The organism is Nitrospiraceae bacterium (assembly GCA_020632595.1).
In the GTDB taxonomy this organism is placed as follows: Bacteria; Nitrospirota; Nitrospiria; order Nitrospirales; family UBA8639; genus Nitrospira_E.
Genome location: JACKFF010000004.1, coordinates 1 through 24,595 on the forward strand (window position 1 = coordinate 1; position 24,595 = coordinate 24,595).

Annotated in this window: 22 protein-coding genes and 1 pseudogene; 3 read left to right on the forward strand and 20 right to left on the reverse strand. The window is 53.9% G+C overall.

Annotated elements, in window-relative coordinates:
• Window positions 1–231 precede the first annotated feature (231 nt).
• Together H6750_09165 and H6750_09170 are read right to left on the reverse strand one after the other, a co-directional pair.
• Window positions 232–525: pseudogene (locus H6750_09165) on the reverse strand (type II toxin-antitoxin system RelE/ParE family toxin).
• The gene (locus H6750_09170; protein ID MCB9774477.1) at window positions 522–740 is read right to left on the reverse strand and encodes an addiction module protein; all 219 of its coding nucleotides are present in this window, start codon (window positions 738–740) and stop codon (window positions 522–524) included. Before H6750_09170 ends, H6750_09165 begins: the two are co-directional and overlap by 4 nt.
• A gap of 85 nt (window positions 741–825) precedes the next feature.
• On the opposite strand from H6750_09170, the gene H6750_09175 reads away from it, so the two are divergent.
• Window positions 826–1,041 carry a hypothetical protein gene (locus tag H6750_09175; GenBank protein MCB9774478.1) on the forward strand — a complete coding sequence of 72 codons (216 nt, stop codon included), beginning with the start codon at window positions 826–828 and terminating at the stop codon, window positions 1,039–1,041.
• Between the two features lie 173 nt (window positions 1,042–1,214).
• On the opposite strand, the gene H6750_09180 is transcribed toward H6750_09175, so the two are convergent.
• The 16 genes from H6750_09180 to H6750_09255 form a co-directional block, all read right to left on the reverse strand.
• The gene (locus H6750_09180; protein MCB9774479.1) at window positions 1,215–1,433 is read right to left on the reverse strand and encodes a DUF2283 domain-containing protein; all 219 of its coding nucleotides are present in this window, start codon (window positions 1,431–1,433) and stop codon (window positions 1,215–1,217) included.
• Between the two features lie 1,271 nt (window positions 1,434–2,704).
• Window positions 2,705–2,977, reverse strand: coding sequence for a hypothetical protein (locus H6750_09185; GenBank protein ID MCB9774480.1), 273 nt, complete (start codon window positions 2,975–2,977; stop codon window positions 2,705–2,707).
• A 126-nt stretch (window positions 2,978–3,103) separates the two neighbouring features.
• A complete protein-coding gene (locus H6750_09190) occupies window positions 3,104–3,298 on the reverse strand; it encodes a DUF2283 domain-containing protein (GenBank protein ID MCB9774481.1) in 195 nt (64 codons plus the stop codon).
• Entirely contained in the window at window positions 3,295–3,552 is a 258-nt protein-coding gene (locus tag H6750_09195; protein MCB9774482.1) for a DUF4258 domain-containing protein, read from the reverse strand. Before H6750_09195 ends, H6750_09190 begins: the two co-directional genes overlap by 4 nt.
• A 277-nt stretch (window positions 3,553–3,829) precedes the next feature.
• Window positions 3,830–4,099 (reverse strand): HEPN domain-containing protein, encoded by a 270-nt coding sequence (locus H6750_09200; GenBank protein ID MCB9774483.1) that lies wholly within the window; start codon window positions 4,097–4,099, stop codon window positions 3,830–3,832.
• A complete protein-coding gene (locus H6750_09205) occupies window positions 4,086–4,403 on the reverse strand; it encodes a nucleotidyltransferase domain-containing protein (GenBank protein MCB9774484.1) in 318 nt (105 codons plus the stop codon). Before H6750_09205 ends, H6750_09200 begins: the two co-directional genes overlap by 14 nt.
• A 1,026-nt stretch (window positions 4,404–5,429) precedes the next feature.
• On the reverse strand, window positions 5,430–5,642 hold the full coding sequence (locus tag H6750_09210; GenBank protein MCB9774485.1) for a type II toxin-antitoxin system HicA family toxin: 213 nt from the start codon (window positions 5,640–5,642) through the stop codon (window positions 5,430–5,432).
• Entirely contained in the window at window positions 5,639–5,842 is a 204-nt protein-coding gene (locus H6750_09215) for a type II toxin-antitoxin system HicB family antitoxin (protein MCB9774486.1), read from the reverse strand. Before H6750_09215 ends, H6750_09210 begins: the two co-directional genes overlap by 4 nt.
• Before the next feature lie 710 nt (window positions 5,843–6,552).
• Window positions 6,553–9,267: an aminopeptidase N gene (pepN, locus tag H6750_09220; protein ID MCB9774487.1), complete on the reverse strand. Its 2,715-nt coding sequence runs from the start codon at window positions 9,265–9,267 to the stop codon at window positions 6,553–6,555.
• A 1,319-nt stretch (window positions 9,268–10,586) separates the two neighbouring features.
• A complete protein-coding gene (locus H6750_09225) occupies window positions 10,587–10,892 on the reverse strand; it encodes a type II toxin-antitoxin system RelE/ParE family toxin (protein ID MCB9774488.1) in 306 nt (101 codons plus the stop codon).
• Window positions 10,882–11,109, reverse strand: a complete 228-nt coding sequence (locus H6750_09230) for an addiction module protein (GenBank protein ID MCB9774489.1) — start codon at window positions 11,107–11,109, stop codon at window positions 10,882–10,884. Before H6750_09230 ends, H6750_09225 begins: the two co-directional genes overlap by 11 nt.
• A gap of 1,184 nt (window positions 11,110–12,293) precedes the next feature.
• Complete coding sequence (locus tag H6750_09235; GenBank protein ID MCB9774490.1) at window positions 12,294–12,614, reverse strand: HigA family addiction module antidote protein; 321 nt, start codon at window positions 12,612–12,614, stop codon at window positions 12,294–12,296.
• 12 nt (window positions 12,615–12,626) lie between these two features.
• On the reverse strand, window positions 12,627–12,905 hold the full coding sequence (locus H6750_09240) for a type II toxin-antitoxin system RelE/ParE family toxin (protein ID MCB9774491.1): 279 nt from the start codon (window positions 12,903–12,905) through the stop codon (window positions 12,627–12,629).
• A 604-nt stretch (window positions 12,906–13,509) separates the two neighbouring features.
• A complete protein-coding gene (locus H6750_09245; protein ID MCB9774492.1) occupies window positions 13,510–14,559 on the reverse strand; it encodes a trypsin-like peptidase domain-containing protein in 1,050 nt (349 codons plus the stop codon).
• A 157-nt stretch (window positions 14,560–14,716) separates the two neighbouring features.
• Window positions 14,717–15,139: a YjbQ family protein gene (locus tag H6750_09250; protein ID MCB9774493.1), complete on the reverse strand. Its 423-nt coding sequence runs from the start codon at window positions 15,137–15,139 to the stop codon at window positions 14,717–14,719.
• Window positions 15,140–15,147: 8 nt separating this feature from the next.
• Entirely contained in the window at window positions 15,148–16,113 is a 966-nt protein-coding gene (locus H6750_09255) for a hypothetical protein (GenBank protein ID MCB9774494.1), read from the reverse strand.
• Window positions 16,114–16,526: 413 nt separating this feature from the next.
• On the opposite strand from H6750_09255, the gene H6750_09260 reads away from it, so the two are divergent.
• Together H6750_09260 and mtnA are read left to right on the forward strand one after the other, a co-directional pair.
• The gene (locus tag H6750_09260; GenBank protein MCB9774495.1) at window positions 16,527–19,892 is read left to right on the forward strand and encodes an AsmA-like C-terminal domain-containing protein; all 3,366 of its coding nucleotides are present in this window, start codon (window positions 16,527–16,529) and stop codon (window positions 19,890–19,892) included.
• 106 nt (window positions 19,893–19,998) lie between these two features.
• Window positions 19,999–21,039 (forward strand): S-methyl-5-thioribose-1-phosphate isomerase, encoded by a 1,041-nt coding sequence (gene mtnA, locus H6750_09265; GenBank protein MCB9774496.1) that lies wholly within the window; start codon window positions 19,999–20,001, stop codon window positions 21,037–21,039.
• 12 nt (window positions 21,040–21,051) lie between these two features.
• Here mtnA and H6750_09270 read toward each other — a convergent pair whose 3' ends face one another.
• Complete coding sequence (locus H6750_09270; GenBank protein MCB9774497.1) at window positions 21,052–23,433, reverse strand: PAS domain S-box protein; 2,382 nt, start codon at window positions 23,431–23,433, stop codon at window positions 21,052–21,054.
• Between the two features lie 56 nt (window positions 23,434–23,489).
• Window positions 23,490–24,491 (reverse strand): response regulator, encoded by a 1,002-nt coding sequence (locus H6750_09275; protein ID MCB9774498.1) that lies wholly within the window; start codon window positions 24,489–24,491, stop codon window positions 23,490–23,492.
• Between the last annotated feature and the right edge of the window lie 104 nt (window positions 24,492–24,595).

Consider the following 24,595-nt stretch of genomic DNA (forward strand, 5'->3'; position numbering starts at 1 on the left):
GCAGGCGTCGGAACAAGATGAAAGCGTATTGAGGCAAACCCACGGAGGGTGGTCCAACTTGCGGAGTTTATCCTGAGCCAGCGCCGAAATGCTCAAACACTGCCCGCTTTTTTACCGGTGCCGGTTGCACTGCTCGGCCATGCCACAAGGCCAGGGGAGGTCTCATGGAAGAATAGGTTACGAAGATGGATGCCCGCTGACGAAGGCGGGAAGGCGAGCCAATCCAGGGTGTTAGGCCAAGGCGGTTTTAATCTTTTGGGGATGTTGACGTAGGTCCAACACCCTTTGCACGATTACGGTGTTTGGATCAGCCATTTTGTCATAAATGGCGTATGGGAATCTTTTGGCCAACAAGCGGTGATATCCAAAAACCTTCTAGTGAATTCCGGCATACAATGCCAAGGAGTCGATGTCTGCAAATATGGCATCAAAGAAATACTCGCCGACTCCTTCTGCTTGGTTTTCATAAAACTGCCGACCTGAATGAAGGTCTTCCAGGGCAGAGCCCAATATCCTGATCTTCATTCAAATCGTTTCCGAAGTTCCTTTTTTGCTTCCTTCCAGTCATGAATGTTCTCCTGTCCCGCCTGGACCCTCTGTTCTGTTTCTTGTAATAACGACTCATGCCATGCCGGAGATTGAAGCGATTGGTCTTCGTTTGACAGGTCTTCCCAAAGGGCTTCCATGATTCGGAGCTTTTCCTCGCGAGACATTTGTTTGATCTCTAGAATGTCTTTCATCGTTTCCTCTCTCTAGCCTTTGGGACAATAAGCGGACGGTCTGGGCTTCATGGGTTTATTGTACTTGAAGGTTTCTCGAGTATCTATGAAGATTTTGTGGGAAATGTGGGTAAGGATTCGGGGACAAAATATTGAGGGGGCTGGATTAGGAAGCCGGGGTTTCGTCCCCGGACGACGAGCCACGTTTGTTTCGGCAAAAGTGGCCAAAACCATTGACGCCCCGTCTGGCCTCATTGAAGAGGAGGGACGCGAACTCTTTGAAGAGCGGCCCAACTCGCTCCGCTCAAACAAGGTTCGCTAGCTGCTGAGAGTGACCTTTCTTTGGGCTAGCCGGCAGGCGTCGGAACATAGGAGGAGAATTTTTCAGAGTTCTATATGAAAAAGGGAAGAGCGCAGCCATGATGGTGATATGGCTTGAAGGGCGAGGTACGGGAAAGTAGATTCCTGCCCCATTTGTGGAAGCCCAAGGGTCTGTTATTCGGCTACGGAATGAATGGAAGCTGGCAGTTTGTTTAAGGTTAATTCCTTGAGATGCACCTTGGAGCTCGCATTATCAATATCAATGCCTACCAGATTGCCTGCAGCGTCATAATCCAGGACAATTCCCTCCGAGACTTCCCGGCTTTCTACGCTGGGATGTTCGGTCAGATCGATGTAGAGTGAATCTGTGTCTGGGTAATAGTTCAATTTCATGGTCTGAATCCTCGATCAGGAAAGGCATTGTGAATGGTCACTTTATCGGCAAGTGTGATGACACGTAACATCCGGCCATCAAGTTCAGCTATCGGTCCCCAAAATCGAAAACGATTTCCTTCTTGAGGTTCGCTCTTGGATGGATTTTCTACCACTTGAATGCACCAGTCTTTTTTGAGATATGGGCGTTTACGTAATACTTCTTTCTCAAAATATTCTGTGAATGTGTAACTCTCCACGCTGCTAACATACTTGGTTTTTCAATGAATGGCTAGTCTTGAGGAGCTCAATTAAGAAAAGTTGTTGAGGGTGGATCTGGGCTGATGAGGGGCGAAAAGCGGGATTCCGGAAAACCATTTTTATTAAGAGAAGGTGGAAAAGGGTGCATGGCGTTGGAATGTCCACGCTCCGGGTTGCTTAAGGCCCGGGTTGAACCACGGTTTCGACGGCAAGGATTTTCTGTGAGTTGGCAGGTGCGTAATGGAGTTTTTCAAACCCGATCACGTGACCGGCTTTATCCTTCATGAGAATGACTTCTTTATTGGTTTCTTCGCAGGTATGCTGAATTTTGTAGGGCCGGGGGTCGGCCTGGGAGGGGAGCGCTGGTTTGGTGCGTCACTTCCTATTTCAGCGCTTTCGGGGTTTCGCCCCCGAGCGACGAGCCACTTTTGTTTCGGCAAAAGTGACCAAAACCATTGACGCCCCGTCTGACTTGAATGAAGAGGAGGGACGCGAACTTTTTGCAGAGCGGCCCAACTCGCATGGCTCAAACAAGGGCCGCTAGATGCGAAGAGCGTCCCTCCTGGGAGCCAGCCGGCAGGCGTCGAATACCTGATCAACAATGTCAGGATAATGGGAAGGTTTTTTGATACCGGGGTTTCGTCCCCGGACGACGAGCTACTTTTGTTTCGGCAAAAGTAGCCAAAACCATGTTGAGGGGCGGCCTGGATGGCTGACGTGTAGGTGGTGGGAAGGCGGGACCTTTTCAGCCGTCAGGTTTCGATGTGCGGGTTTGAGCTGGGCTCAGATCCTTCGCGGAGCCTCAGGATGACAATGCCGGGGAGAATGTGGGATGGAGGAGGGATCTTTGATATCGAAGGTCGGGGATGACTTAGGAGAGCGGACCAACTCGCAGGGCTCAAACAAGGTCCGCGAGATGCGAAGAGCGTCCCTCCCGGGGGCCAGACGGCAGGCGTCGGAACAACAATCCGCCTGTTGATTGGTGCGTCAGCCCGTTTTGCTGGATTGAGGGTGGGGGATGGGTGGATTATTCAATCAGCGGCTCTATCGGGTCTTTTTTTTGTTTGTGCTTTTCGGTGCGGTGCGGTTGTTTTTACCGGTGCCCTTTTTTTCGCTATCGTCCTTTTCTTTGATTGGGTCATGCGATGTTCTTTGACGATATCGACAATTTGGCCATCTCGATACACATAGACTGGCGTGTTGGTGTCAAATCCTAATTGTCTTGCGTTTGCCGCCGCGCGTTCTAATGCCACTCCCACTTTGGCCAGATCCGGATCCTTGATGTTTACCTGTTTATTGGCCATGTATTCCTCCTCCCGCGTCCACATATTCCGGTCTGTCCAATGCATTATCATAGAGAATTGCGGAGGAGGCAGGCTCAGACCTACAGCGATAGCGTTGACGTGACGGTTCATCGCGCGGCGGCCCGACTAGGCCACGGCATATTCCAATGTCCGGGGATTTTCCATCCGCTTCGAGGCGTTTAGGATTTCGAGGCCGACGATATTGCCGTCCTTGTCATAGTCGAGAATGATGCCGGGCTTCTCCTCGTCGCTTTCTTCCACAGGAACAGAACTGAACTCAATGGTCAGCACATCGACTTCCTGGTCGTATTTCACTTTCATGATGCCCTCCAATACTTGGTGATCTTATTAGTGCGGTAGACGGTCACCACCACCGGGGGATTTACTGTGTCGTTGACCATCACCCGCAAGAGATACCGCTTCCCACCCATCTCCACCCGTGACTGATAACACGTGATATTATCCAACGCAGGAACTTTCTGCTCCGGTGCTTGCAAGACCTCTTCCAAAAGAGATTGCGAAAGTCTACGCTTTTCCAGTTCCTCCACCACATGTTTCGAGTAGTGAAAGCTCATCGTGGTGAGTCCCTCTCGGCCCAGGTCGTCATTCCGGCCAAAGAGGAATACAGGCATTCCCGTCTCTCACAGAATTTCCTCCCACAAATCGACCCGGTCCGGATGGCGTTAAGATCAGTTCCACCTTGGAGTCTCGGCTCCACTGTTTTATTGTCTCCTCAGGTCTGATTGCGGACACCATATGCCCATGCCATTCGTCAGACACCAAGCTGTGTTCATCATCTCTTTTCGTGAACTCCTCGACCAAATTGTTTGTGTGTTCCCAAACATGCTTGCACTAATCGCTCATTACCCCGATGCCAATCGTACCATTTTGCTTGCTGGCAAGAACATAGACCGCCGGCAGGGCTACCAAGGCATGGGTTTTCAGAAGATCTCGTCCATGATAGACCAGGAAGCCTTTTAGAACTTTTTCTGCGATCTGTTGCGCGTGGAAGCAGATGGTATCCCAGGGGATCTCACTAGCCGCCAAGTTATTATTGATATTCAATAGGTCATGGTCTGCTTTGTGGAGCCAGGATGCGAAATTTGATTCAGGGTTGTTCATAGAGAACTTTTCCCTCTTTCTCAATGACCGATAAGAGGGTTCCACTCACTCCCCGAAGACGTTGCACTTCTTCTGGTGTGTACACGACCACATCGAGCGGCCATGGCCGGAGGCCAAATGCGGCACTGACTTCGATAGCTCGTTCAGGGGGACGTCGTGATGTCTGCATTTCAATGAACACATCCAGATCACTGTCAGGTCCGGCGTCGCCCCGCGCATGACTTCCAAAAAGAACGATGCGTTTGGGGTGAAAACGCTCGACGATTGTGTGGGTCACCTGTTCCAGTAGCGCGGCGTGCGTCATGCGGCACCTTCATTCGATTGCGGAAAAGATTGGGGAAGTTTTTTTCTGAGAAGCCACGGATAAAACTACTTGTTTCGATTTTCCATTTACCTTTACGAAAATTCCAATACATTGAATCCAATGGTACCCAACCGATGAACTAATGTACATAATTTTATAGAGACGGGGGGGCGTCCCGGTGGCGGAGCGCTGGCTTGGTGCGTCTTTTTCTTTTTGAGGTCATCCGGGGTTTCGTCCCCGGACGACGAGCCACTTTTGTTTCGGCAAAAGTGGCCAAAACCATTGACGCCCCGTCTGGCTTTTTTGGAGGGGAGGGACGCTAACATTTAGAAGAGCGGCCCAACTCGCTCTGCTCAAACAAGGTCCGCAACGGATAAGAGCGTCACTCCCTGGGGCCAGCCGGCAGGCGTCGGAACATAGGAGGAGGAATTTTTAGGTCCCTTGATTAATGAGCGGGGACTGCAGGAAGGATGGTGAGAGGAAGGGTGTTGTCGAGGGTCGGCCCGGGAGCGGAGGGCTTGATTGATGCGTCTTTTCCTATTTCAGAGCTTCCGGGGTTTCGCCCCCGGACGACGAGGCACTTTTGTTTCGGCAAAAGTGACCAAAACCATTGACGCCCCGTCTGGCTTTATTCGAGGGGAGGGACGCGAACTCTTTGAAGAGCGGCCCAACTCGCTCCGCTCAAACACGGGCCCCCAGCTGCGAAGAGCGTCCCTCCCTGGGGGCCAGCCGGCAGGCGTCGGAAGGCAAAACATGAAAACTTCAGGGACTTCATCTGAGAGAGCGGGGGCCGGAGTAATGACGGGGGAGAGAAGGTTGGAGCCGGTGGCACGGCTCGGCCATGCTACCAGGTTTGGGGAATTTAGAGAGAAAGGATGACCAACTCGAAGAGCTCGAACAAGGGCCGCCTGCTGATTTGAGCACCTGCACGTCTGGTCGACCTGCAGGTGGCGGATAGGCTGGCCAGGAGGGAGCTAAATGAGAGATGGGAACTGTGCCTGTTGGAAAATGCGGTGAGTCACCAAGCTAGATAAGGTCCCGAAACCGTTCGGATGAGATTTCGGCGGCGTCCAGGATTTGTTTCAATGTGCCGGGTTTGATGACGTGGTGGCGAGGTATGATGACGATATGTTTATCGTCGGTCATGGAAATGTGTTTACCTTCCCGAAGGACGTAAAATCCTGCACGCTTCAGTGCTCTCACGACGCGCTCATGAGAGACCTGCGGGAGTTTGGTCATACCGTGACTTCGACGGTCCGCAGTTTCTTTAGGCGTTTTAAATCTTCAATACTTGCAAGGTAGGTTTTAATGGCATCTTTGATGTTGTCCAGCGCTTCTTCTTCAGTTTCTCCCTGTGAGACACACCCCTTCAACGTGGGGCAATACACGACATATCCTCCGGCGTCGGGGTCTTGTTCGATGACAATTGGATATTCCATGCTGCCCTCCCAGATGAAATTTTAGTGGCTTTGACGAGAGTATAACAGAAGTCGCATCCCAGGGTATTGCCGCTGAAATTGTCACTGTGCAGATTGGTTATTGATGAAATTGTGGAAATGACCAGACGGGTTGCGGTGAGGGTTTGATCGGGGCCGGGGTTCGTCACCGGACGGCGAGGTCTCCTTCGGCCGGGCTCAGGACAGGCTTTTTGTTTCGGCAAAAGTGGTCAAAACCATTGACACCCCGTCTGGCCTTCTGGAAGAGGAGGGGCGCGAACCCTTTGCAGAGCGGCCCAACTCGCAAGGCTCACACACGGTCCGCTAGATGCGAAGAGCGTCTCTCCCGGTGGGCCAGCCGGCAGGCGTCGGGTTTCGAGGTGCGGGGTTGAGCTGGGCTCAGATCCTTCGCGGAGCCTCAGGATGACAATGCCGGGGAGAATGTGGGAGGGACGGGGGATCTCCGATATCGAAGGTCAGGGATGACCTAGCGAAAGGCGGACCAACTCGCCGGGCTCAGATCCTTGGCAGGCCCTTGTCCTGAGCGAAGTCGAATGGATCAGGATGACAATGCCGGGGATGAGGGAGGTGGAGAAGGGGCTTTGAATGGGATTTGACAAGATTCGGGGGCATTCATTGATGATAGGGCTCGGTTATCTTAGCGCCCTGTCTGTCCTCAACCCGGCTTTTTGGTTTTGTGATGGAGATGGTGTTTATGCGTCAACCTTTCCAGCCCTGATCTGGCTATATGTTTCCTTCCCCAGGTACCGCTCCAGCTTTTCACTGAGATCGGGTGACAGCCGTTCCATGGCGGCGATACGACGGAGTTGGGCCTCCATGTGGGTTTGTAGATCCAATCGGTGCTGCCTGAATTTTTCGAATGCCCCGATCATTCTTGAAGCCACTTGGGGGTTTTTGGCATCCAGTTCCATGAGAAAGTCTGCGACAAAGGCATACCCTGATCCGTCTTCCGCATGAAAGCCTTTGGGGTTGGCCTGCGAGAAGGTCCCATATAACGCCCGCATTCTGTTCGGGGTGGGATGCGAGAAGGCTTCATGTTGTGTGAGGGATTTTACGATCGGTAACACATCATCCGCCTGGGATCTGGCGAGGGCTCCGACCCATTTATCCACGACTAACGCATCATGTTCGAATTGATAGTAGAAATGTTGAGCCACGCCATCCCGATAGGGTTGTGCTTCATCCATATTGATGATGGTATTCAGGGCGGCATAGCGGTCTGTCATATTGTTGGCCTGACTATATTGCCTGAGGGCCACCTTAGCCACTTCCGCATCTCCTGAATGCGATAAATACCCGAGCGCGACATTTTGTAGACTGCGGCGACCGGCATCGGCCCGATCATACGGCTTGCCGGGATGATACGTGGTGTTGTACATCTCGAGGAACTCATCGTGCAGTTGACGCCCGAGCGTTTCCAGGAAGGCCTTCCGAACCGCGATGATGGCATGCGGATCAATGACCTCTCGTTGTGGCGCGATTTCCTGGTAGACGGGCAGACTTAAGGCCAGGCTCTTGAGTTCCCCGTCCATGTCCGCGCGTTGCAGAATCCGACGAAATGAATCCAGCACATCGTCGCCCACGAGGATGTCTTGTCCGTGTTCATAGCGATCCACCTGCGCCATGAGGTTCGTGGTCAGGAATCGGTTTCCGGCCTCCCACTGATTGAATCCGTCCCGGTCATGGACCATGAGATGGCGCAAGTGGTCGTCGGTATACGGCGCCTCCAGATGGACCGGGGCCGAAAAATGGCGGAAGAGCGAAGGGACCGAGCCCGGTGGGACCTGCTCAAAGGTAAAGGTGTGCTTCGCGTGTGTGAGCTCAAGGACGCCCTGCACCACATCCTGCCCGTCAGGACCCACCAGTCCGAATTTCACCGGAATGTGTCTGGGTTGCCCGTTTGACTGATGGGTGATCGTGGGGACCTGCTGCTCGAGCGTGAGTGTGAACATTTTTGTCGTCTGATCATGGGACCAATGGGCTGTGACCGTGGGCCTTCCTGCCTGCGTATACCATAGCATGAACTGGGTGAGGTCCCGACCGGAGGCCTCCTCCATGCAGCGCACCCAGTCTTCAACGGTGACGGCCTGCCCGTCGAACCGTTCAAAATACAAATCAGACGCTTTGCGAAAATCTTCCTTCCCCAATACGGCATGTAACATCCTGTTGAGCTCAGCCCCCTTGTTGTAGACGGTGGCGGTGTAAAAGTTATTGATCGTGACAAACTGATTCGGTCTCGGTGGGTGCGCCATCGGACCGGCATCCTCGGGGAACTGACTCATGCGCAGGATTCTGACGTTGGCAATGCGATTGACCGCTTGTGACCCCATGTCACCGGAAAATTCCTGATCTCGAAAGACGGTCAACCCTTCTTTCAAACATAGCTGAAACCAGTCCCGGCAGGTCACCCGGTTGCCGGTCCAGTTGTGAAAGTATTCATGCGCCACCACCCCTTCCACGCCTTCATAGTCGGCATCGGTGGCCGTATCGGGATGCGCCAACACATACTTCGTGTTGAAGATATTCAGCGATTTGTTTTCCATGGCCCCCATATTGAAATCGTCCACGGCGACAATATTAAACAAGTCGAGATCATATTCACGGCCATACACGTCTTCGTCCCATTTCATGGCTTTTTTCAGCGAGGCCATGGCATGCCCGAGTTTATCGAGGTCTTTGGCCGCGGCATAAATACACAACATGACCTGACGACCACTGGCAGTCACATAGGTATCATCCAGGCAGGCTAAATCCCCTGCGACCAGGGCAAACAAATAACTGGGCTTGGGGAAGGGATCTTCCCACACCGAATAATGCCGCCCGTTTTCGAGTTGTCCCTGATCAATGAGGTTGCCGTTAGACAGCAGGACCGGGGCGGCGATTTGATCCGCAATAATCCTGGTGCTGTAGGTTGCCATATTATCCGGGCGGTCAGGGAAGAAGGTGATCCGCCGGAATCCTTCCGCCTCGCATTGCGTACACCAGTTGCCTCCCGACTTATAGAGGCCTTCAAGTGCCGTGTTCTGTTCTGGATAAATTCTGACGAGCGTTTCTACCGTAAAAGCATCTTGCGCGGGCTGGAGCGAGAGGGATGTGCGGTCCACCACGTAGCCTTCGGCCGGATTGCCTCCCTTCGCGACAGGCTGATTATTCTGCTTGACTTCCAGTACTTCGAGTTCTTCGCCATCGAGAACCAGCGGGTTGGTATGATTCCCGTTTTTTTTTACCTGTAAGACGGCGCGGACCAACGTCTCTCCCTCGCGTAAATCGACCGTCAGGTCCACATGGGTCACCCAGTAATCCGGTTGTTGATAATCTTTTAAGTAGGTCACGGAATTGACTTCAGACACGGCATCATCTCCATTGGGTGGTGAATAAAAACTTTTCAGTTCACTTTTATCTACCATTCGTGAGGCATGGTTGAGAGGAGGATTGAGGAATCCTCATTGACCATCATACATGTTTGCGGCCTCTTTTAGATTATACCCCCAAAGGCCTCGCGCGCGCGCGTCGAAAAGGCTGAGGCATCGCCGCATCCGGAAATTTTGAGGCCATGGATGGGTGTGCAGGAAATTGGCTCGCATGATGAAGTCGTATCGCTCGTCTCGAGGAGGAATCACATCTAACCAGAAATACTGGGCAGACGTTTCACCGCCAACGCTGACATCGGCCATCCGATCTCGAATAGGGCGAGCCACTTCTCAGTGAGACTTCGCTTCATGTTGTAACCTTTTATATGCTCTCCCCTCATACATTGGCACTTTCGAGCGTCCAGTTGGGCATGCCCGCCAGGGCATTGACGTGGCGAACACGTTTTCCCGCCAAAATTTTAAGCCGGGCCGCAGCCCGCAATTTGTAGCTATGGGATGGTGGGATGTGTGGCTTTCAGAGACGCGGACATTTGCTTGATCTGTTCGCCGATGATTTCTCAACCACGATACCGTGTCCCTTTTCTTCGATCAAGGCCAAACAAGGAGCAATGGGCCGTCGCACCCTGCAGGCTAACCCCACATCCATCATAATAGTTCAAAACGGCAGGGAGAGCTTAGGGTGTGAGTAGGTTTTTTGCTGGAAGTTTGGTTAGAGCCGGGATTCGGCCTTGGAGCTTTGCGTTTGTTTGATGCGTCGCTCAGAGCTTCCGGGGTTTCGCCCCCGGGCGACGAGTCCCTTTTGTTTCGGCAAAAGGGACCAAAACCATTGATGCCCCGGCTGGCTTTCTGGGAGGGGAGGGACGCGAACTTTTTGAAGAGCGGCCCAACTCGCGAGGCTCAGACAAGGGCCGCCAGATGCGAAGAGCGTCCCTCCCGGGGGCCAGCCGGCAGGCGTCGGAAGTAAAACAGGAAAGTTTCACGGACCTATGAAAGAGCGGGCATTGAAGTGATGACGGTAGAGCGAAGGTCAGGACCTGTTGCACTGCTCGGCCATGCCACCAAGCCAGGTGAGTCTCTTGAAAGAAGTGGAAGATAGGTCACCGATATCGAATGTCCGGGGTGACCTAAGTATTGCCGCCTTGTGGCGGCATAGCCTCAGAACGGGATACCTTGCTGTACGAACCTTGGGCCAGCCGGCAGGCGTCGGAACATAGGATGAGAATTTTTGAGTTATTTCCATGCAAGAGAGAGGACGAGAGGAGTGCGAGAGACGGATGAATGGTTGATATGGATGGCAGAGCTGAGTAAGTCGAGGCTGTTGAATATAGGGAATAACCCGAGGGAGAGGGGGTACTTTAAAACCTGCGTCGATTCCAATACCCAGGTTTTCGTTTAAGATGCATGACGGCAAAAACTTGAACCGTCCCTGTTTTTACCCTATAGACCACCGCATAAGGAAACCGGTGAAGCAGAAATCTTTTTGTTCCATGCGAATAGGCAGGCCATGCTTCCGGGGTTTCGTGTATTCGAGCGACGGCGTATTGGACTTCTTGGAAAAATACATCTCCTATGCCTGGTGCTTGTTCTTCATACCATGTGTGCGCTTGTTCGAGTTCAGCGAAAGCTTCGGAATGGAAAATAATGCTCTCATCATTTTCCATGGGTTATCCGGCGTTGAACCTCTTCCCAGGGAATGGTAGTGGCTATACCATTGTCCACGTCTGATATGCGTTGTTGAATTTCTTCTTGCCATGCCTGTTCCACCCCGGCTTCCTGGACGGGATCCAGGCTTTGGATCAATTGCTGAGCTACCGCCGCTCGTTCCTGTGCCGTTAATTTGAGTGCTTGTTCCAGTATGGTTTGGGATTGTTGTCGCATATACTTTCTCCTTCGTTCCTTCGTACTTTTTCGAAAATTCATTCTCTCATAGCTTTAGAGATATCCTATCCTACTTAACCCTTTGGAGAAAGGATAGATGGGTCTGGGGAAGTTTGATTTTTGATTATGGAGTTCGTGTATACGGGAGAGCTTGGAGGGAAGGCCCAAGATGAAAGTGTTGCCTGGTTGCGAATGTTGGGGAGGATGTGGGGGGTTTTTTGATTTCCTGGGTTGGCCCGGGAGCGGAGCGGTGGCTTGGTGCGTCTTTTCCTTTTTCAAGTCTTCCGGGGTTTCGCCCCCGGGCGACGAGTCCCTTTTGTTTCGGCAAAAGGGACCAAAACCATTGATGCCCCGGCTGGCTTTCTTGGAGGGGAGAGACGCGAACTTTTTGAAGAGCGGCCCAACTCGCGGGGCTCAGACAAGGGCCGCCAGATGCGAAGAGCGTCCCTCCCTGGGGCCAGCCGGCAGGCGTCGGAAGTAACACACGAAAGCTTCACGGACCAATGAAAGAGCGGGGATTGGAGTAATGACAGCAGAGGGCTTGATTGATGCGTCTCTTCCTTTTTCAAGTCTTCCGGGGTTTCGGCCCCGGGCGACGAGTCCCTTTTTGTTTCGGCAAAAGGGACCAAAACCATTGCCGCCCCGGCTGGCTTTCTGGGAGGGGAGGGACGCCAACCCTGTGAAGAGCGGCCCAACTCGCGGGGCTCAGACAAGGGCCGCCAGATGCGAAGAGCGTCCCTCCCTGGGGCCAGCCGGCAGGCGTCGGAAGTAACACACGAAAGCTTCATGGACCAATGAAAGAGCGGGGATTGGAGTAATGACAGCAGAGGGCTTGATTGATGCGTCTCTTCCTTTTTCAAGTCTTCCGGGGTTTCGGCCCCGGGCGACGAGTCCCTTTTGTTTCGGCAAAAGGGACCAAAACCATTGCCGCCCCGGCTGGCTTTCTGGGGGGGAGGGACGCCAACCCTGTGAAGAGCGGCCCAACTCGCGGGGCTCAGACAAGGGCCGCCAGATGCGAAGAGCGTCCCTCCCGTGGGCCAGCCGGCAGGCGTCGGATTAACGAGCAGCTTGTTGATTGGTGCGTCGGTCAGGGTGGCGGATTTGCAGGTGGAGGGTAGGGGGGACCGCTTTTCTTTTCTGCTGACCACGGAATGAATAGAAGGTGGAGTTGATTTCAGGGTCTCTTAGATTGAAACGAGGGATTCACGGCTTTTCTGGATGTGTTTTTTGATCTTGCTGGACAGGGCCTTTTCGGCCAGGCGCAGCTCATAGGTCTTCTGTAAGTTCATCCAGAATTCAGGTGACGTGTTGAAAAATGTCCCCAGGCGTAACGCGGTGTCGCCGGTGATGCCTCGCTGTCCTTTGAGGATGGCGGTAATCCGGTTGGCTGGTACGCCAAGCGCCTTGGCCAGGGTGTTGGCGTTGAGTGGAGGATTAGAAGGTTGTAAGAACTCTTCCAGGAGTACCTCTCCCGGATGAATCGGGCGCATGTCGTTTTTTACCATATTGCCGTCTCCTTAGTGATAATCGGTGATCTCGACTTCGTAGGGTCCGTCCGGATTCCATACAAAACAAATCCGCCACTGATCATTGATGCGAATACTGTGCTGCCCGGCCCGATCTCCTTTTAATTTTTCAAGGCGATTGGCGGGAGGGGCTAACAGGTCACGTAATTCGGTGGCACTGTCCAACATTGTCAGTTTCCGCTCAGCAATCCTTTTGAAACCCGAAAATTGCTTTATCGCCTTTCCGCCAAAGAACTCTTCGGTGGTTTTATCCTTAAAGCTTTTAATCATTTAATCATATTTATGGGATACGTAAAAAGTAACAATAGTGTCGTTATTTAACCATCGAGCCCGGAACCGGTCAATGCGTTCCCATTCTGTTCCTCTTTTGAGTGGCTCTCTGCTTCTTCAAAACAAGGAGGGAGTTCTCATTTTTCTACATTAAGAAAAAGAGAGGGTGTTGGATGACGACTGTCTGGTGTGATGTCGCTTTGGAACTTAGCGTTTGGTTGATGCGTCGCTCAGAACTTCCGGGGTTTCGCCCCCGGGCGACGAGTCCCTTTTGTTTCGGCAAAAGGGACCAAAACCATTGCCGCCCCGGCTGGCTTTCTGGGAGGGGAGGGACGCCAACCCTGTGAAGAGCGGCCCAACTCGCCGGGCTCAGACACGGGCCGCGAGCTGCGAAGAGCGTCTCTCCTTTGGGCCAGCCGGCAGGCGTCGGGTCAATGGGCCGGCTGTTGATTGGTGCGTTCGTCTGGTTGGCTGGTCGGTAGGTGAGAGGAAGAATGTGAAGATGGGTGCTCGATTATAAATGTCGAGGAGGACTGAGATGAGAAGATGGATGTTTGTTGAGGACCTCCGGAGGTATTGACGCAGGAGGATTCTGGCTGATGGATTATTGGACGGCTTGGAGTTGGAGGGAGAGGGTTTGTTCTTTGCCGCTGCGACGAATGCCGAGTTTGATGCGATCTCCGACATTATGCCGGTCTAATAGTCGGGCGAGGTCGTCATAGGTGCGTATGGCTTCTCCATCAATAGTCGTGATGACATCACCCAGGCGAATCCGTCCGGTTTTGGTTTCTTCTAAGCCTTTCAGGCCCGCCTTGTCGGCCATACTTCCCGGCAGGACTTTGGCGATCACGAGGCCTTTGATTCCCCAGCGGGCGGCGATGGAATCGGGGATGAGGGAGACGCCCAGACCGGGGCGAATGACTTTTCCGTATTGAATGAGTTGGGGGACGACACGTTTGACAATGTCGACCGGCACCGCAAAGCCGATGCCCGCGTAGGCTCCACTGGGACTGACAATCTGGGTGTTGACGCCAATGAGTTCTCCTGCGCTATTGAGGAGGGGTCCACCGGAATTGCCGGGGTTGATGGCCGCATCGGTTTGGATGGCGTTCTCAATCGTGCGGTCGTTCACCGATTTAATTGACCGGCCCAGAGCACTGACGACACCGGTGGTGAGGGTGTGATCCAATCCGAAGGGATTGCCGATGGCCAAGACGCGTTGACCGACGCGAAGGTCCTGGGAGGTGCCGATCTCCAAGGGCATGAGGGTGTCGGTCTTCCCGTTGATCTGGAGCACGGCAAGGTCATGATCAGGGTCGACGCCAACGATGCGCGCGTCACGGGTGGATTGATCGTCCAACACCACTTGTATGGAATCCGCGCCATAGATGACGTGGTAATTGGTGACGATATGTCCCAGGCGGTTCCAGATGAATCCGGATCCCGACCCTTGCGGCACTTCGAAGGTATTGAGCGACCAGATATCCCGACGCACCGCCGTATTGGTGATGTAGACTACCGCCTGCGCGGCTTTTTCAAAGACGGCAATGGTATTGAGTTCTTCCGCACCGAGCGGTTTCTGGGCGACGAGGTGCAGAGACGAGGGCAGGGCCGGAACCGGTCGTGCCGGTTTCGGGACAAACTCCTCTCCCATGGCGATATTCGGCAGGAGCCCTGTGACGAACGCGACGGGAAGAATAAGCTTCTGCCATTCTGCACACCGCCGGTGGATTCGATCGCGGACGGTGATCCGGTCTGAACGGACGGCCTGCGGTGTAGGGTGCAACAGCATACGAAATTTTTTCCCGCGCCTATTCTCCCATGAATTGGACAACCAGATTTCGGGTCCGTGGTCTGGTATCAAAATCGATTAAGACGAGTTGTTGCCAGGTGCCAAGGGTTAAGGCGCCATTTACGAAGGGAATTGTCAGCGAAGGCCCCTGTAACTGACCGCGAAGGTGGGAGTGGCCGTTATCTTCGCCGGCATTCCGCGTATTATGTTCTAACTGCGGATCGGCCGGTATGGCGCGGTCCCAAAAGGTTTTGGTGTCGGCACGAATTCCTGGCTCATCTTCGATGATCATGACCGAAGCCGTCGTATGTTGCACAAAGAGCGTCAGCACTCCACCCTGCAGGCCCGATTCGGCGAGCAGGCCGCGAACCGGCTTTGTGAGGTTTTCGATGGTCGAATTGCCGGTCATGGAAATGTTGAGGTAGTGGGTGATGACGGCCATGGGTCTGCTCAGCACGAGACGGTTTGTAAAAATTGTTGATCGGCGGCTGATAGAGTGCCCCCTCGGGCCTGCCGTAAAATAGTCGTAAAACAGCCTTCCCTGGTGAGACGGCAGATGACATCCATCACCTGCGGACTGATGATCCGCTGAGCGGTGAGTTGACGGAGATAGGCGAAGGCGGCGGGAAAACTTTCTTCTGCGCGCCCGTAATAATCTTTGCCCCGCCGGTGATTGCTATAGGCTTCCAGTTGCTCGCAGGCGACGAGGATTTCCGCGAGTTGGTGGGTCCAGGCGGCGGCGCGTTCGAGTTTTTCCGGATAGTAATAGTACAACATGATGCGTTCCATCCAGGGAGACCAGGGGATGTCTATGGCGGCGATTGCGGTTTTTACCGGGCGGAGATAGGCGCGGAGGCGTCGGGCAAATCCCAATCGCATATCGATGTGATCCTTGACCGCCGGGGTAAGCGGGAGGCCGCGGGCTTGTAAGGCGGCTCGATTTTGTGCGATGAAGGCTTGAGATTCGAGGCCATAGGGGGTGCCGGGATAGCGGGCCCGCCATTCCCGTGGCCTGGTCGGGATCTTCTGTTCCTTTGCCCACGACCAGATCCGTCCGAACAGGACGGGATCAAGTCCGGCCCGCCCCATATCATGGAGCAGACAGGCGGCTTCAAATTGACGAAGGCGGGAGAGTGGATGGCCTAAGGCTGTGGCCACGGCCACACACAGGCGTGCCGTGCGCTGCGCATGCGCCTTGTCATACCCGGGAAGCATGCGATCGGGCCTGGCAGGATGCGGCTGGTCGTACCATTTCAGCAGCGAGACTACTTGCGTACGGGTGAGAACGGTGTGGGTGGACTTCAATGGGGGCCGGGACACGACGGCTAGAATGGTACAATCCTCATGACGAAAAGCGTAAGGATTCTGTAGTGTTGAACAGTGGGGCAGGATATCCCAGGCCTGGGGAGGTGTCAAGAAACCGAAGGCGTTCTCCACATGGGGCTGTTGAAAAAAGCCGCCAGCGGTGTTCTCGCCATTTTCCCGTCCTCACGTACTGGAAGTACGCTCTGCGCGCAAAAATGACCGCGGCCTTGCTGGACGGACCCTTCGGGCAGACTCAGGGCATGCTTTTTTGAACCGCCCCGGGGTCCCTGATAGGAACCGCCTATGCGTCAATATGCCATTGGAAATTATTATTCAACACTCTCCACATGGGACGGGTGGCTGATGAGGGACCGCCCGCCATGGGCTTCGTCCTTGGCGCATTGGAAGTATTCTTACATTTTGCATGGATTTCGGTATGATGCAGGACAAGTTTTCATGATTCCTATCCCTTACATCACACACACAACGATTTGGGTCTCAGCTCATCCGAAGAGGGTACGCTAGTGCGATGGTCCGGCAAACAGATGTTCTGGTGGGGCGCCTTCGGGGCCCTGGCCCTGACCATTGCCTTGATCGTGCTGCCGTTGTTTTTGAATCCGGATTATCTGAAAACTCTGGCGCTGCAACAAATTCAACAGACCTTTGGTTCGCATGTGACCGTGGGGCATACGTCCTTTGCCTTATTTCCCTCTCCGCATTTTTTGGTATCCGACATTGTGGTCCAGGAACAGCCTGAGTCGCATGCGGTGTTTCGGGCGAAGTCCATGAGTTTGGATCTGGGGATCGGGCAGTTGCTCATGAAGAAAATTGTGGTTCGTGAATTTCTGGTGGAGTCTCCCGAGATTGAATTGCGACGTGAGGCCGGGGGGGATTGGCGGTTTTTAAGCTATGCCAGCAATGACTCTTCCATTGCGTCGGCGACGAAATTTCTGGTGCTGGGGAAAATTATGGTGACGGACGGTAAAATTATCGTCATTGATGAGTCGCCTCGTGAAATCGTTCGCGGGTTTGTGATTGAGGATGTGGCCTTCGTCTCTGACACCACTCATGACGGGCCTTCTATGGCGTCATCCTTCGAATTGTCCGGAAAGATCCGGCAGACGCAGGAACTGGCGCCGTTTCACATCCAGGGAGAACTCGAAGCCCGTTGGGCGCCCCCGGCACTCTCCATCGCCAGCGAGCCGGCAGGTTTCGAGCAGATCAGATTCAACGGCAAGGTGAAGGCCGATCATCTGGAGATCCATCAACTGGGAGAGTACCTGCCCAATGGCCAATCTCTGATGGGCATGCCCGGCACGCTTTCGGTCAAATCCCAGGTAACCTGGGTGCAGAATGCGAAAACCTCCCGACTCTCCCTCTCTCATATTAATTTATCCAGTTCGTTTATAGATCTGGATGGTTCCGCCAACACGGAAATGCTGGAAGACGGGCACCAGATGATGGGATTCTCCATGCGCTCCTCGAATGTTGACCTCGCCATGATTCGGCAATACCTGCCCAAGACCTGGATTCCGGACGATCTGCTCCCGATATGGGAGAAAGGCGAATGGGGAGGAGGGCTGAACATTGCCGAGGCTCGTGTGACCGGGTCCACGCGTGAGGATGTGCAGACGTCGGTCACCGGCACGTTTCGATTAACCGACGGATACGTTCGTATTCCCGATTGGCCCACCACCGATCATATCCAGGGGACGGTGGTCGTGGAACCGGATCGCATGCAATTGTCCGGGGTCCAGGGCATCTATGATGGTATTCCCGTTGAAGTGACAGAAGGGGTCTTCTTGTTGAAAGAGTCAGGCCCGTGGGGGGATGTGGGCCTTCAAGGGCCTGTGCCCGCGGAAAAGGTTCGCCAGGTGGTGACGCAGTTGGGAGCGCCATCCGACTTCGGTTTGTTGAATGCCTGGAAGGTCTCGGATGGCGGGGGTCTGCTGCGTCTGCGTTTTGCCGGGAGTTTGTTGGAATCGCCTGGATTGAAATTTCAGTACGGCGAATTTAAACCGGAAGGATTGGTGATTCAGATTCCGGGGCTGCCTCAACCGTTTACCCAGGGCCACGGGACCATTACCTTTTCCCGTGAGAGTACCGTGTTGGAAGGTCTACAAGGCAACGTGGGCGCCTATCCGTTGGCGCTGAATGGGACTATTGCGTACAAGGGGACCCCTCGCTTTGAGCCCCTCACCATCCAGGGCGGGTTTGCCGGCGAGGACCTCATCCCCGTTTCCAGGAAAGGGGCGGCTTCACCAGGGATGCGGCTCACCGGTCCGCTTCAGGCTTCGGTCACTCTCACGGGGCCGATCCGTCATCCCAAACTGAAAGGGTGGATTGACGGGCGAGAGGCCTTCATGGATGTGCCGTCTCTTTTACAGAAGCAGGCGGGTCAGGAGGGACGCCTTGAGTTTGATGGCCAGTTCCATCCCGGAAGCCGTGTGCATTTTGAACGCGTGGAACTGATCATGCTCCCGCTTCGTCTTCGCGGACAGGGGACCATCCGGTATCGCTCGGAGGTCAGATGGGCATGGGAAGCGCGGTTTGATTCCGGTCCGGTGTATTTGGGCGTGCTGCCGGAGGGGATTCGTGTCTTGGGAGATCTCGTCCAGTCCGGCATTCTCGAGGTGCAATTGAAAGGCAGCGGGCGCGGAACCGATTGGACCCAATGGAATACCAAAGGTTGGGTGGCGTTGACCGAAGGCGTGGTGGCCCTTCGCGGGGTCAGCGATCCCATTTCGAATTTGTTTATTCGATTGAAAGTGGATGAGGATCAGCTTGATTTGAAACGCATGGAGTTTCGCCTGAAGGATAGTGAAGCCGTCATCACCGGTTTTATGAAAAACTGGAAGACCACACCGATCGCCAGTGTCATGTTTGACTCGCCGCAATTTGATATTGATTTGCTGATTCCTAAAGAAGGACGATCGGCTATCCGGGATGGGATCGAGTGGTTGGCGGCGCATGGTTCCCTGGAGGGTTCCGTGCATATCGAACGCCCGACCTACCAGACGCTTTCCGGAAAAAAATTATCGGCCGTGCTGAAGATTCATGACAACCTGGTCTCCGTGGATAAAGTCCAATCGATGGTGGCGGACCATGGGACCATCGGGGGGCGGTTTTTTGTCCATCTCCCGGAGGGTCGGCCGGCCGCCATGCGCGCGTCATTTCAAGCGAAGGATTTGCCTTTTGAACAGATCTTGAGTCTTTTTGGCGAAGAGCGACGGTTGATTACCGGCAGCCTGTCGGTGCGTGGCATGCTTCAGGGGCATGGGCGGGATGACCGGGGCATCATTCCCACTCTCAACGGCAGTATCAAAATTTCACTCGGCGAGGGCTATATCCGAAAAGGGACGATCTTTCCGCGCATTCTCGCGCTCTTGAATTTACCCCAGGTCCTTCGGGGAAAAGTGGATCTTGAAGAGACCGGATTTCCATTTACGACCGTGAGCAGTAAGTTGACCGTAGAAGACGGTGTGTTTTCCACAAAAGATTTGTTGATCCAGAGTCCCATCATGAAGGTTTCTGCCGCAGGCATGTATGATTGGAAGCAGGACCGGCTTGAAGGGATTTCCGCCGTCAGTCCTTTCGGGGCCTATTCGGATCTCTTGAAAAATATTCCTCTCTTTGGACGAATTTTTACGGGAGATCGGAAAGGTCTCGCCACGGCGATGTTTTCGATTGACGGACCATTGGGTGATCCGGAGGTCAAGTATCTGCCCATGGAATCCGTGAAAACCGGCCTGACCGGTCTAGCACAGTTGGCGTTTGATATCTTAAAAAATACGTTGACCCTGCCTTATGATTTATTGAATGGCTCTCAGGAGGATGCGGGTTCCGCTCTTCCGGACGCTGGACGATCCGGCGTGCCCGGTCCTTTATAAGTTTTTGGTCTGTGCCGACGGATGTGCCGGGAGGGACATTCAGAGAAGGCGGGAGGGCCATGCATCCATTGAGGCGGCTTGAACATATTGCGTGAAAGGATTGAGAATGATACCCACAGTTGAATGGAAAAATAATCATGTCGTGATTCTGGATCAACGTGCCCTTCCCGGAGACGTGCGGTTTCTTGATTGTGCGGAGTATCAGGAAGTGGCCGAAGCCATTCGGAATTTGAGCGTCCGTGGCGCGCCCGCCATCGGGGTGACGGCGGCGCTGGGCATCGCCTTAGGGGCCAGGCAATATGCCGCAACTCACTCTGAGGGATTTTCCGCCTATATGGAGGAGGTGTGCCGCACGCTGGCTGCCACGCGCCCGACCGCCGTCAATTTGTTCTGGGCTGTTGACCGGATGACACGCGTGATGATGGATATCTCCACGTCATCGATTCAAGATATCCAGAAACGATTACAGGAAGAAGCTTTGGCGATTTTGGAGGAGGATCTTCGGGTCAACCGGGCCATCGGCAGGTTTGGCGCCGCCATCATTCATGATGGAGACCATATTCTCACGCATTGTAATGCCGGAGCCTTGGCGACGGCCGGATATGGGACGGCATTAGGGGTGGTCCGGGCCGCCTGGGAGCAGGGCAAACAGATTCGGGTTTTTGCCGATGAGACACGCCCGGTCCTTCAGGGTGCACGTCTAACGGCCTGGGAGCTTCAGCAGGATGGTATTCCCGTGACGGTGATTACGGATAATGCAGCCGGGGCCCTGATGCGGAAGGGCAAAATCCACTGTTGCGTCGTGGGGGCTGACCGGATTGCGGCCAATGGCGATGTGGCCAATAAGATCGGCACATATTCTGTGGCGGTCTTAGCGCATGCCCATGAAATCCCGTTTTATGTGGCCGCACCTTCATCAACCATTGATATGCAGACAGCAGATGGGAACGGGATTCCCATTGAAGAGCGGAGCCCGTCGGAAGTGATCAGCTTGCACAGTGGTCGGATGATTGCTCCACACGGTGTGGACGTCTGGAATCCGGCGTTTGACGTGACCCCGGCCGACCTGATTGCGGGTATTATTACGGAACAGGGTATCATCCCCCCACAAGCCCTAGCCCAACATTTTTCCTCGCCATCTTCCTGATCGAATGATCTGTCAGACGATCTGAGTTAGGACTTTTGACAGATCGAGAAGATTGTACGGTTTGGTAATAAAGCCTGAGAAGCCGAATTGGCTGGCATGGGCCATGACCGGGTCGTTGGAATACCCGCTGGAGACAATGACCTTCGCATCAGGATCATGGTCCTTGATCAGGCGCAATGTCTCCTTGCCTCCCACTCCTCCGGGTATGGTGAGATCGAGGATGGTGGCCAAATACGGGTGACCATTCTGAATGGCTTGAGTATAGAGCGCTACGGCTTTCAATCCATCGTCGGCAAAGTCCACCTCGAATCCCAGGTGCTCGAGCATCTTCCCTAACACATCCTGGATGTCTTCTTCATCATCCATGACCAAAATTCTTCCAGTGCCCTGCACGAGGCTTTCGGGTGTTTCGTCGTTTTTGGCGGACATGGAGGTTGAGGCAGGGAGATAGAGGGTGAAGCAGGTGCCCTTGCCGAGTGCAGAGGTGACGGCTACATGCCCTCCATGCCGTTTCATGATGGAATAGGTCGTGGCCAGGCCCAGGCCGCTCCCTTTTTGTTTGGTCGTAAAGTAGGGATCGAAGATTTTTTGAAGATGATCGTCAGGGATGCCGATGCCCTGGTCCGCGACGGACACACAGACATATTTGCCGGGTTTGAGGGGAAGCACGTTCTGTGGGGCTACTAGACAATTGTTGGCGACGACACTGATGGTGCCACCATCCGGCATGGCCTGGTCGCTATTTATCACGAGATTTTGAATCACCTGACTGATTTGTCCTTCATCGACTTCGATCGCCCAGAGGTCGTCGGGGAGGTGCGTGGTGCACCGGACGGCCGAACCTCGTAAGGCGAATTGCACCGTGTCGGTTATAATGGAGGCCACAGAGGTCGTGCTTTTGACCGGGGCGCCGCCTTTGGCAAAGGTCAGCAGTTGTTTGGTGAGATCCCGCGCCCGCAAACAGGCTTTTTCCGCAGCCTCCAGTCGTTCAATGACTTTTTCGCCCTGAGGTGGCGACTGTTTTGCGGTCACCATTTTGGCCAGGCCGATATTGGCAAACACGGACGTGAGAATATTATTGAAATCATGCGCAATACCGCCGGCCAGTAAGCCGACCGACTCAAGTTTAGTGGCCCGGAGTCGTTCATCTTCCAGACGTTTCCATTCCGTGATATCTCGGGTCACAATCACGCCGACGATCGTCCCGACGGTGGTCCGGAAAGGGTGAATGTGACTTTCAAACCATCGCCATTCGGATTGTTTGGTTTGCAACCGGCAGACCATATCTATTTCCTGCAGTGTCTTGAGATGAGAATGAAACGACTCGGATAACGGTCCCCGTTCTTCGGGATGGATAAAGTCAAAGAAGTTTTTTCCTAGTATGTCGGCTGTCTCATAGCCCAGGACTTTTTGACAATTCGGGGTGACGTACTGGCATTCACCCGTCGCGGTAGTTTCGATGATCAAATCATAGGCATGTTCGACGATGGCCCGGTAGCGCTGCTCACTATCCCGCAAGGCATCTTCCGCTTTTTTCCGTTGCAGTTCACCCGCCGCCCTGGCAGCAAACAGTTGAATGATGGATTGCGCCACATGAATGTTGCGAATAGCCACCGGGCTAAAGACCAGCAGGATCCCGATAATTTGTCCTGTCCGGCCACGGAGGGCCGTTCCCAAATAACTGATGATCGACCAGGAACCGAGCGGGGAGTCCGGAGGAAAAAGCGGGGAGTCCAAATTGTCCCCATGACATCCTTTGACTTTCAAAAGTTGCTCGAAAATCGCGGAAGGCGGCGTCCACGGCATATTTTCCCCGAAAGTCCCATTGGACCAAATGGCGACCGTGTGGGTCTGCGGCCGGGCCGGGGATTCCAATTCTGCCAAAATGGCATAGGGCACGTTCAGGGCCTGGCAGAGATCTCTCACCAAAAACCGCAAAAACGCCATGCTGCCGGGAGCCGGATCGCTTTGGGCAATTTTCCGCAACGCTTCATCAATCCGCTTGCGTTCGGTAATATCTTTGACCACCGAAATGGCACCCCATTGAATGCCCAGGGAGTCGAAGAGGGGATAGCAGGAGACGAGGAAATCCCCGGGCATCGTCGGGAACTGTGTTTCCACCACCGCAGATAATGCCCCTGCTAACACCGTTTCCCAGGGCGGAGGATTTTTGGGAATGGTGCTTCCATAGTAGGGTATGCGGTAATGATGTCCCACTAACGGGCCGATTTGGGGTTGGACCTGGTCCCGAATGGCTCGATTGGTCCAGACAATCGTTCCTGAACTGTCTAAAATCATGACATGATCCGTCAGGGCATCAAACGCCTGCTCCCATTTCTCGACGGATTGCACCGGGCTGATTGGTTTTGGAGTCTTTTGACGGTTCTTAGTCATGGTGTCTTACGGGGGCCGGCATACGGTGGCTCATGTGTCTCCCGCCTGCAGTCTGGCTACCAGACGACTTTGGCGAACAATTCGGCCAGATTCGGATCAACACTCTTTCCCGCTTCCTCCCGGATTTTTTCCCGGGCTTCCGGCACGGGCATCGCTGTTTGAGACCCATAGCCGGTCACGAAGTGGTCGAAAATATTGGCCAGGCCGACAATGCGTGCCGATAAGGGAATGTGTTCTCCGATCAATCCATCCGGATAGCCGGATCCATCATAGTGTTCATGGTGATGGCGGATGATCTGTTCGACGCATGGGTGAAATGGGAGACCCTTTACCATCTTCCCTCCGATGGTGGGGTGGCATTTGAGAAGTTCCTGGTCCTGTTCTGTCGGGGAATGCAACCCGGCAATGAGGTGATCATGCAGACCGATTTTCCCGATGTCATGGAGATAGGCCCCGAGCTGGATGGCCGTCTGCTCCTCCGGGGTTAACTGGAGATGTTCAATGAGCAGCGCGGCATAAAAATTTACCCGGCTGCCATGTTGACCCAGTTCAGGATGTTTGGCGGCCAGCAGCGTTTTAATATTGGCCAGGGCGGATTCGACATCGATCCCGGACGCCCAAAGGTTTCCAAACGCCTGAAGCGCGGCTTGCAGGGAGGAATAGCGGCGGCGGCGCTCGAGGGTGTTATTGATGGTGGCGAGCAACTCGGACACATTAAACGGTTTGAGGATATAGGCGGCCACCCCATGGCGGATGGCTTCAATGGCAGATTGGAGTGTGCCATAGCCGGTGATGATGATGACATCGACATCTTTCCCGTCTTTTCGAATCTGGGAAAGGAGTTCGTTTCCCGACTGATCAGGGAGTTTTAAATCGAGGGTGACAAGATCAATGGGGTGAGTTTTGAGAATTTGATGCGCGATTTCCGCCCGATCAACCGTAAAGAGATTGAAATAGGGAGATAGAATGACCTTTAGCGCCTCGCGCGGGCCTTCCTCGTCCTCCACAATTAAAATATTCGCCTGAGGGACAGAGGGTCCGGTACCGGTAGTTTCCATCAACGACTCCTTTTCCAAGTGAAGCGACCCATGAAGACAGTAAAAAAAAATAAATAGTCCATGAGACCTTGAACGTTCGCTTCTGAGGATGAAGTCGGAGACCG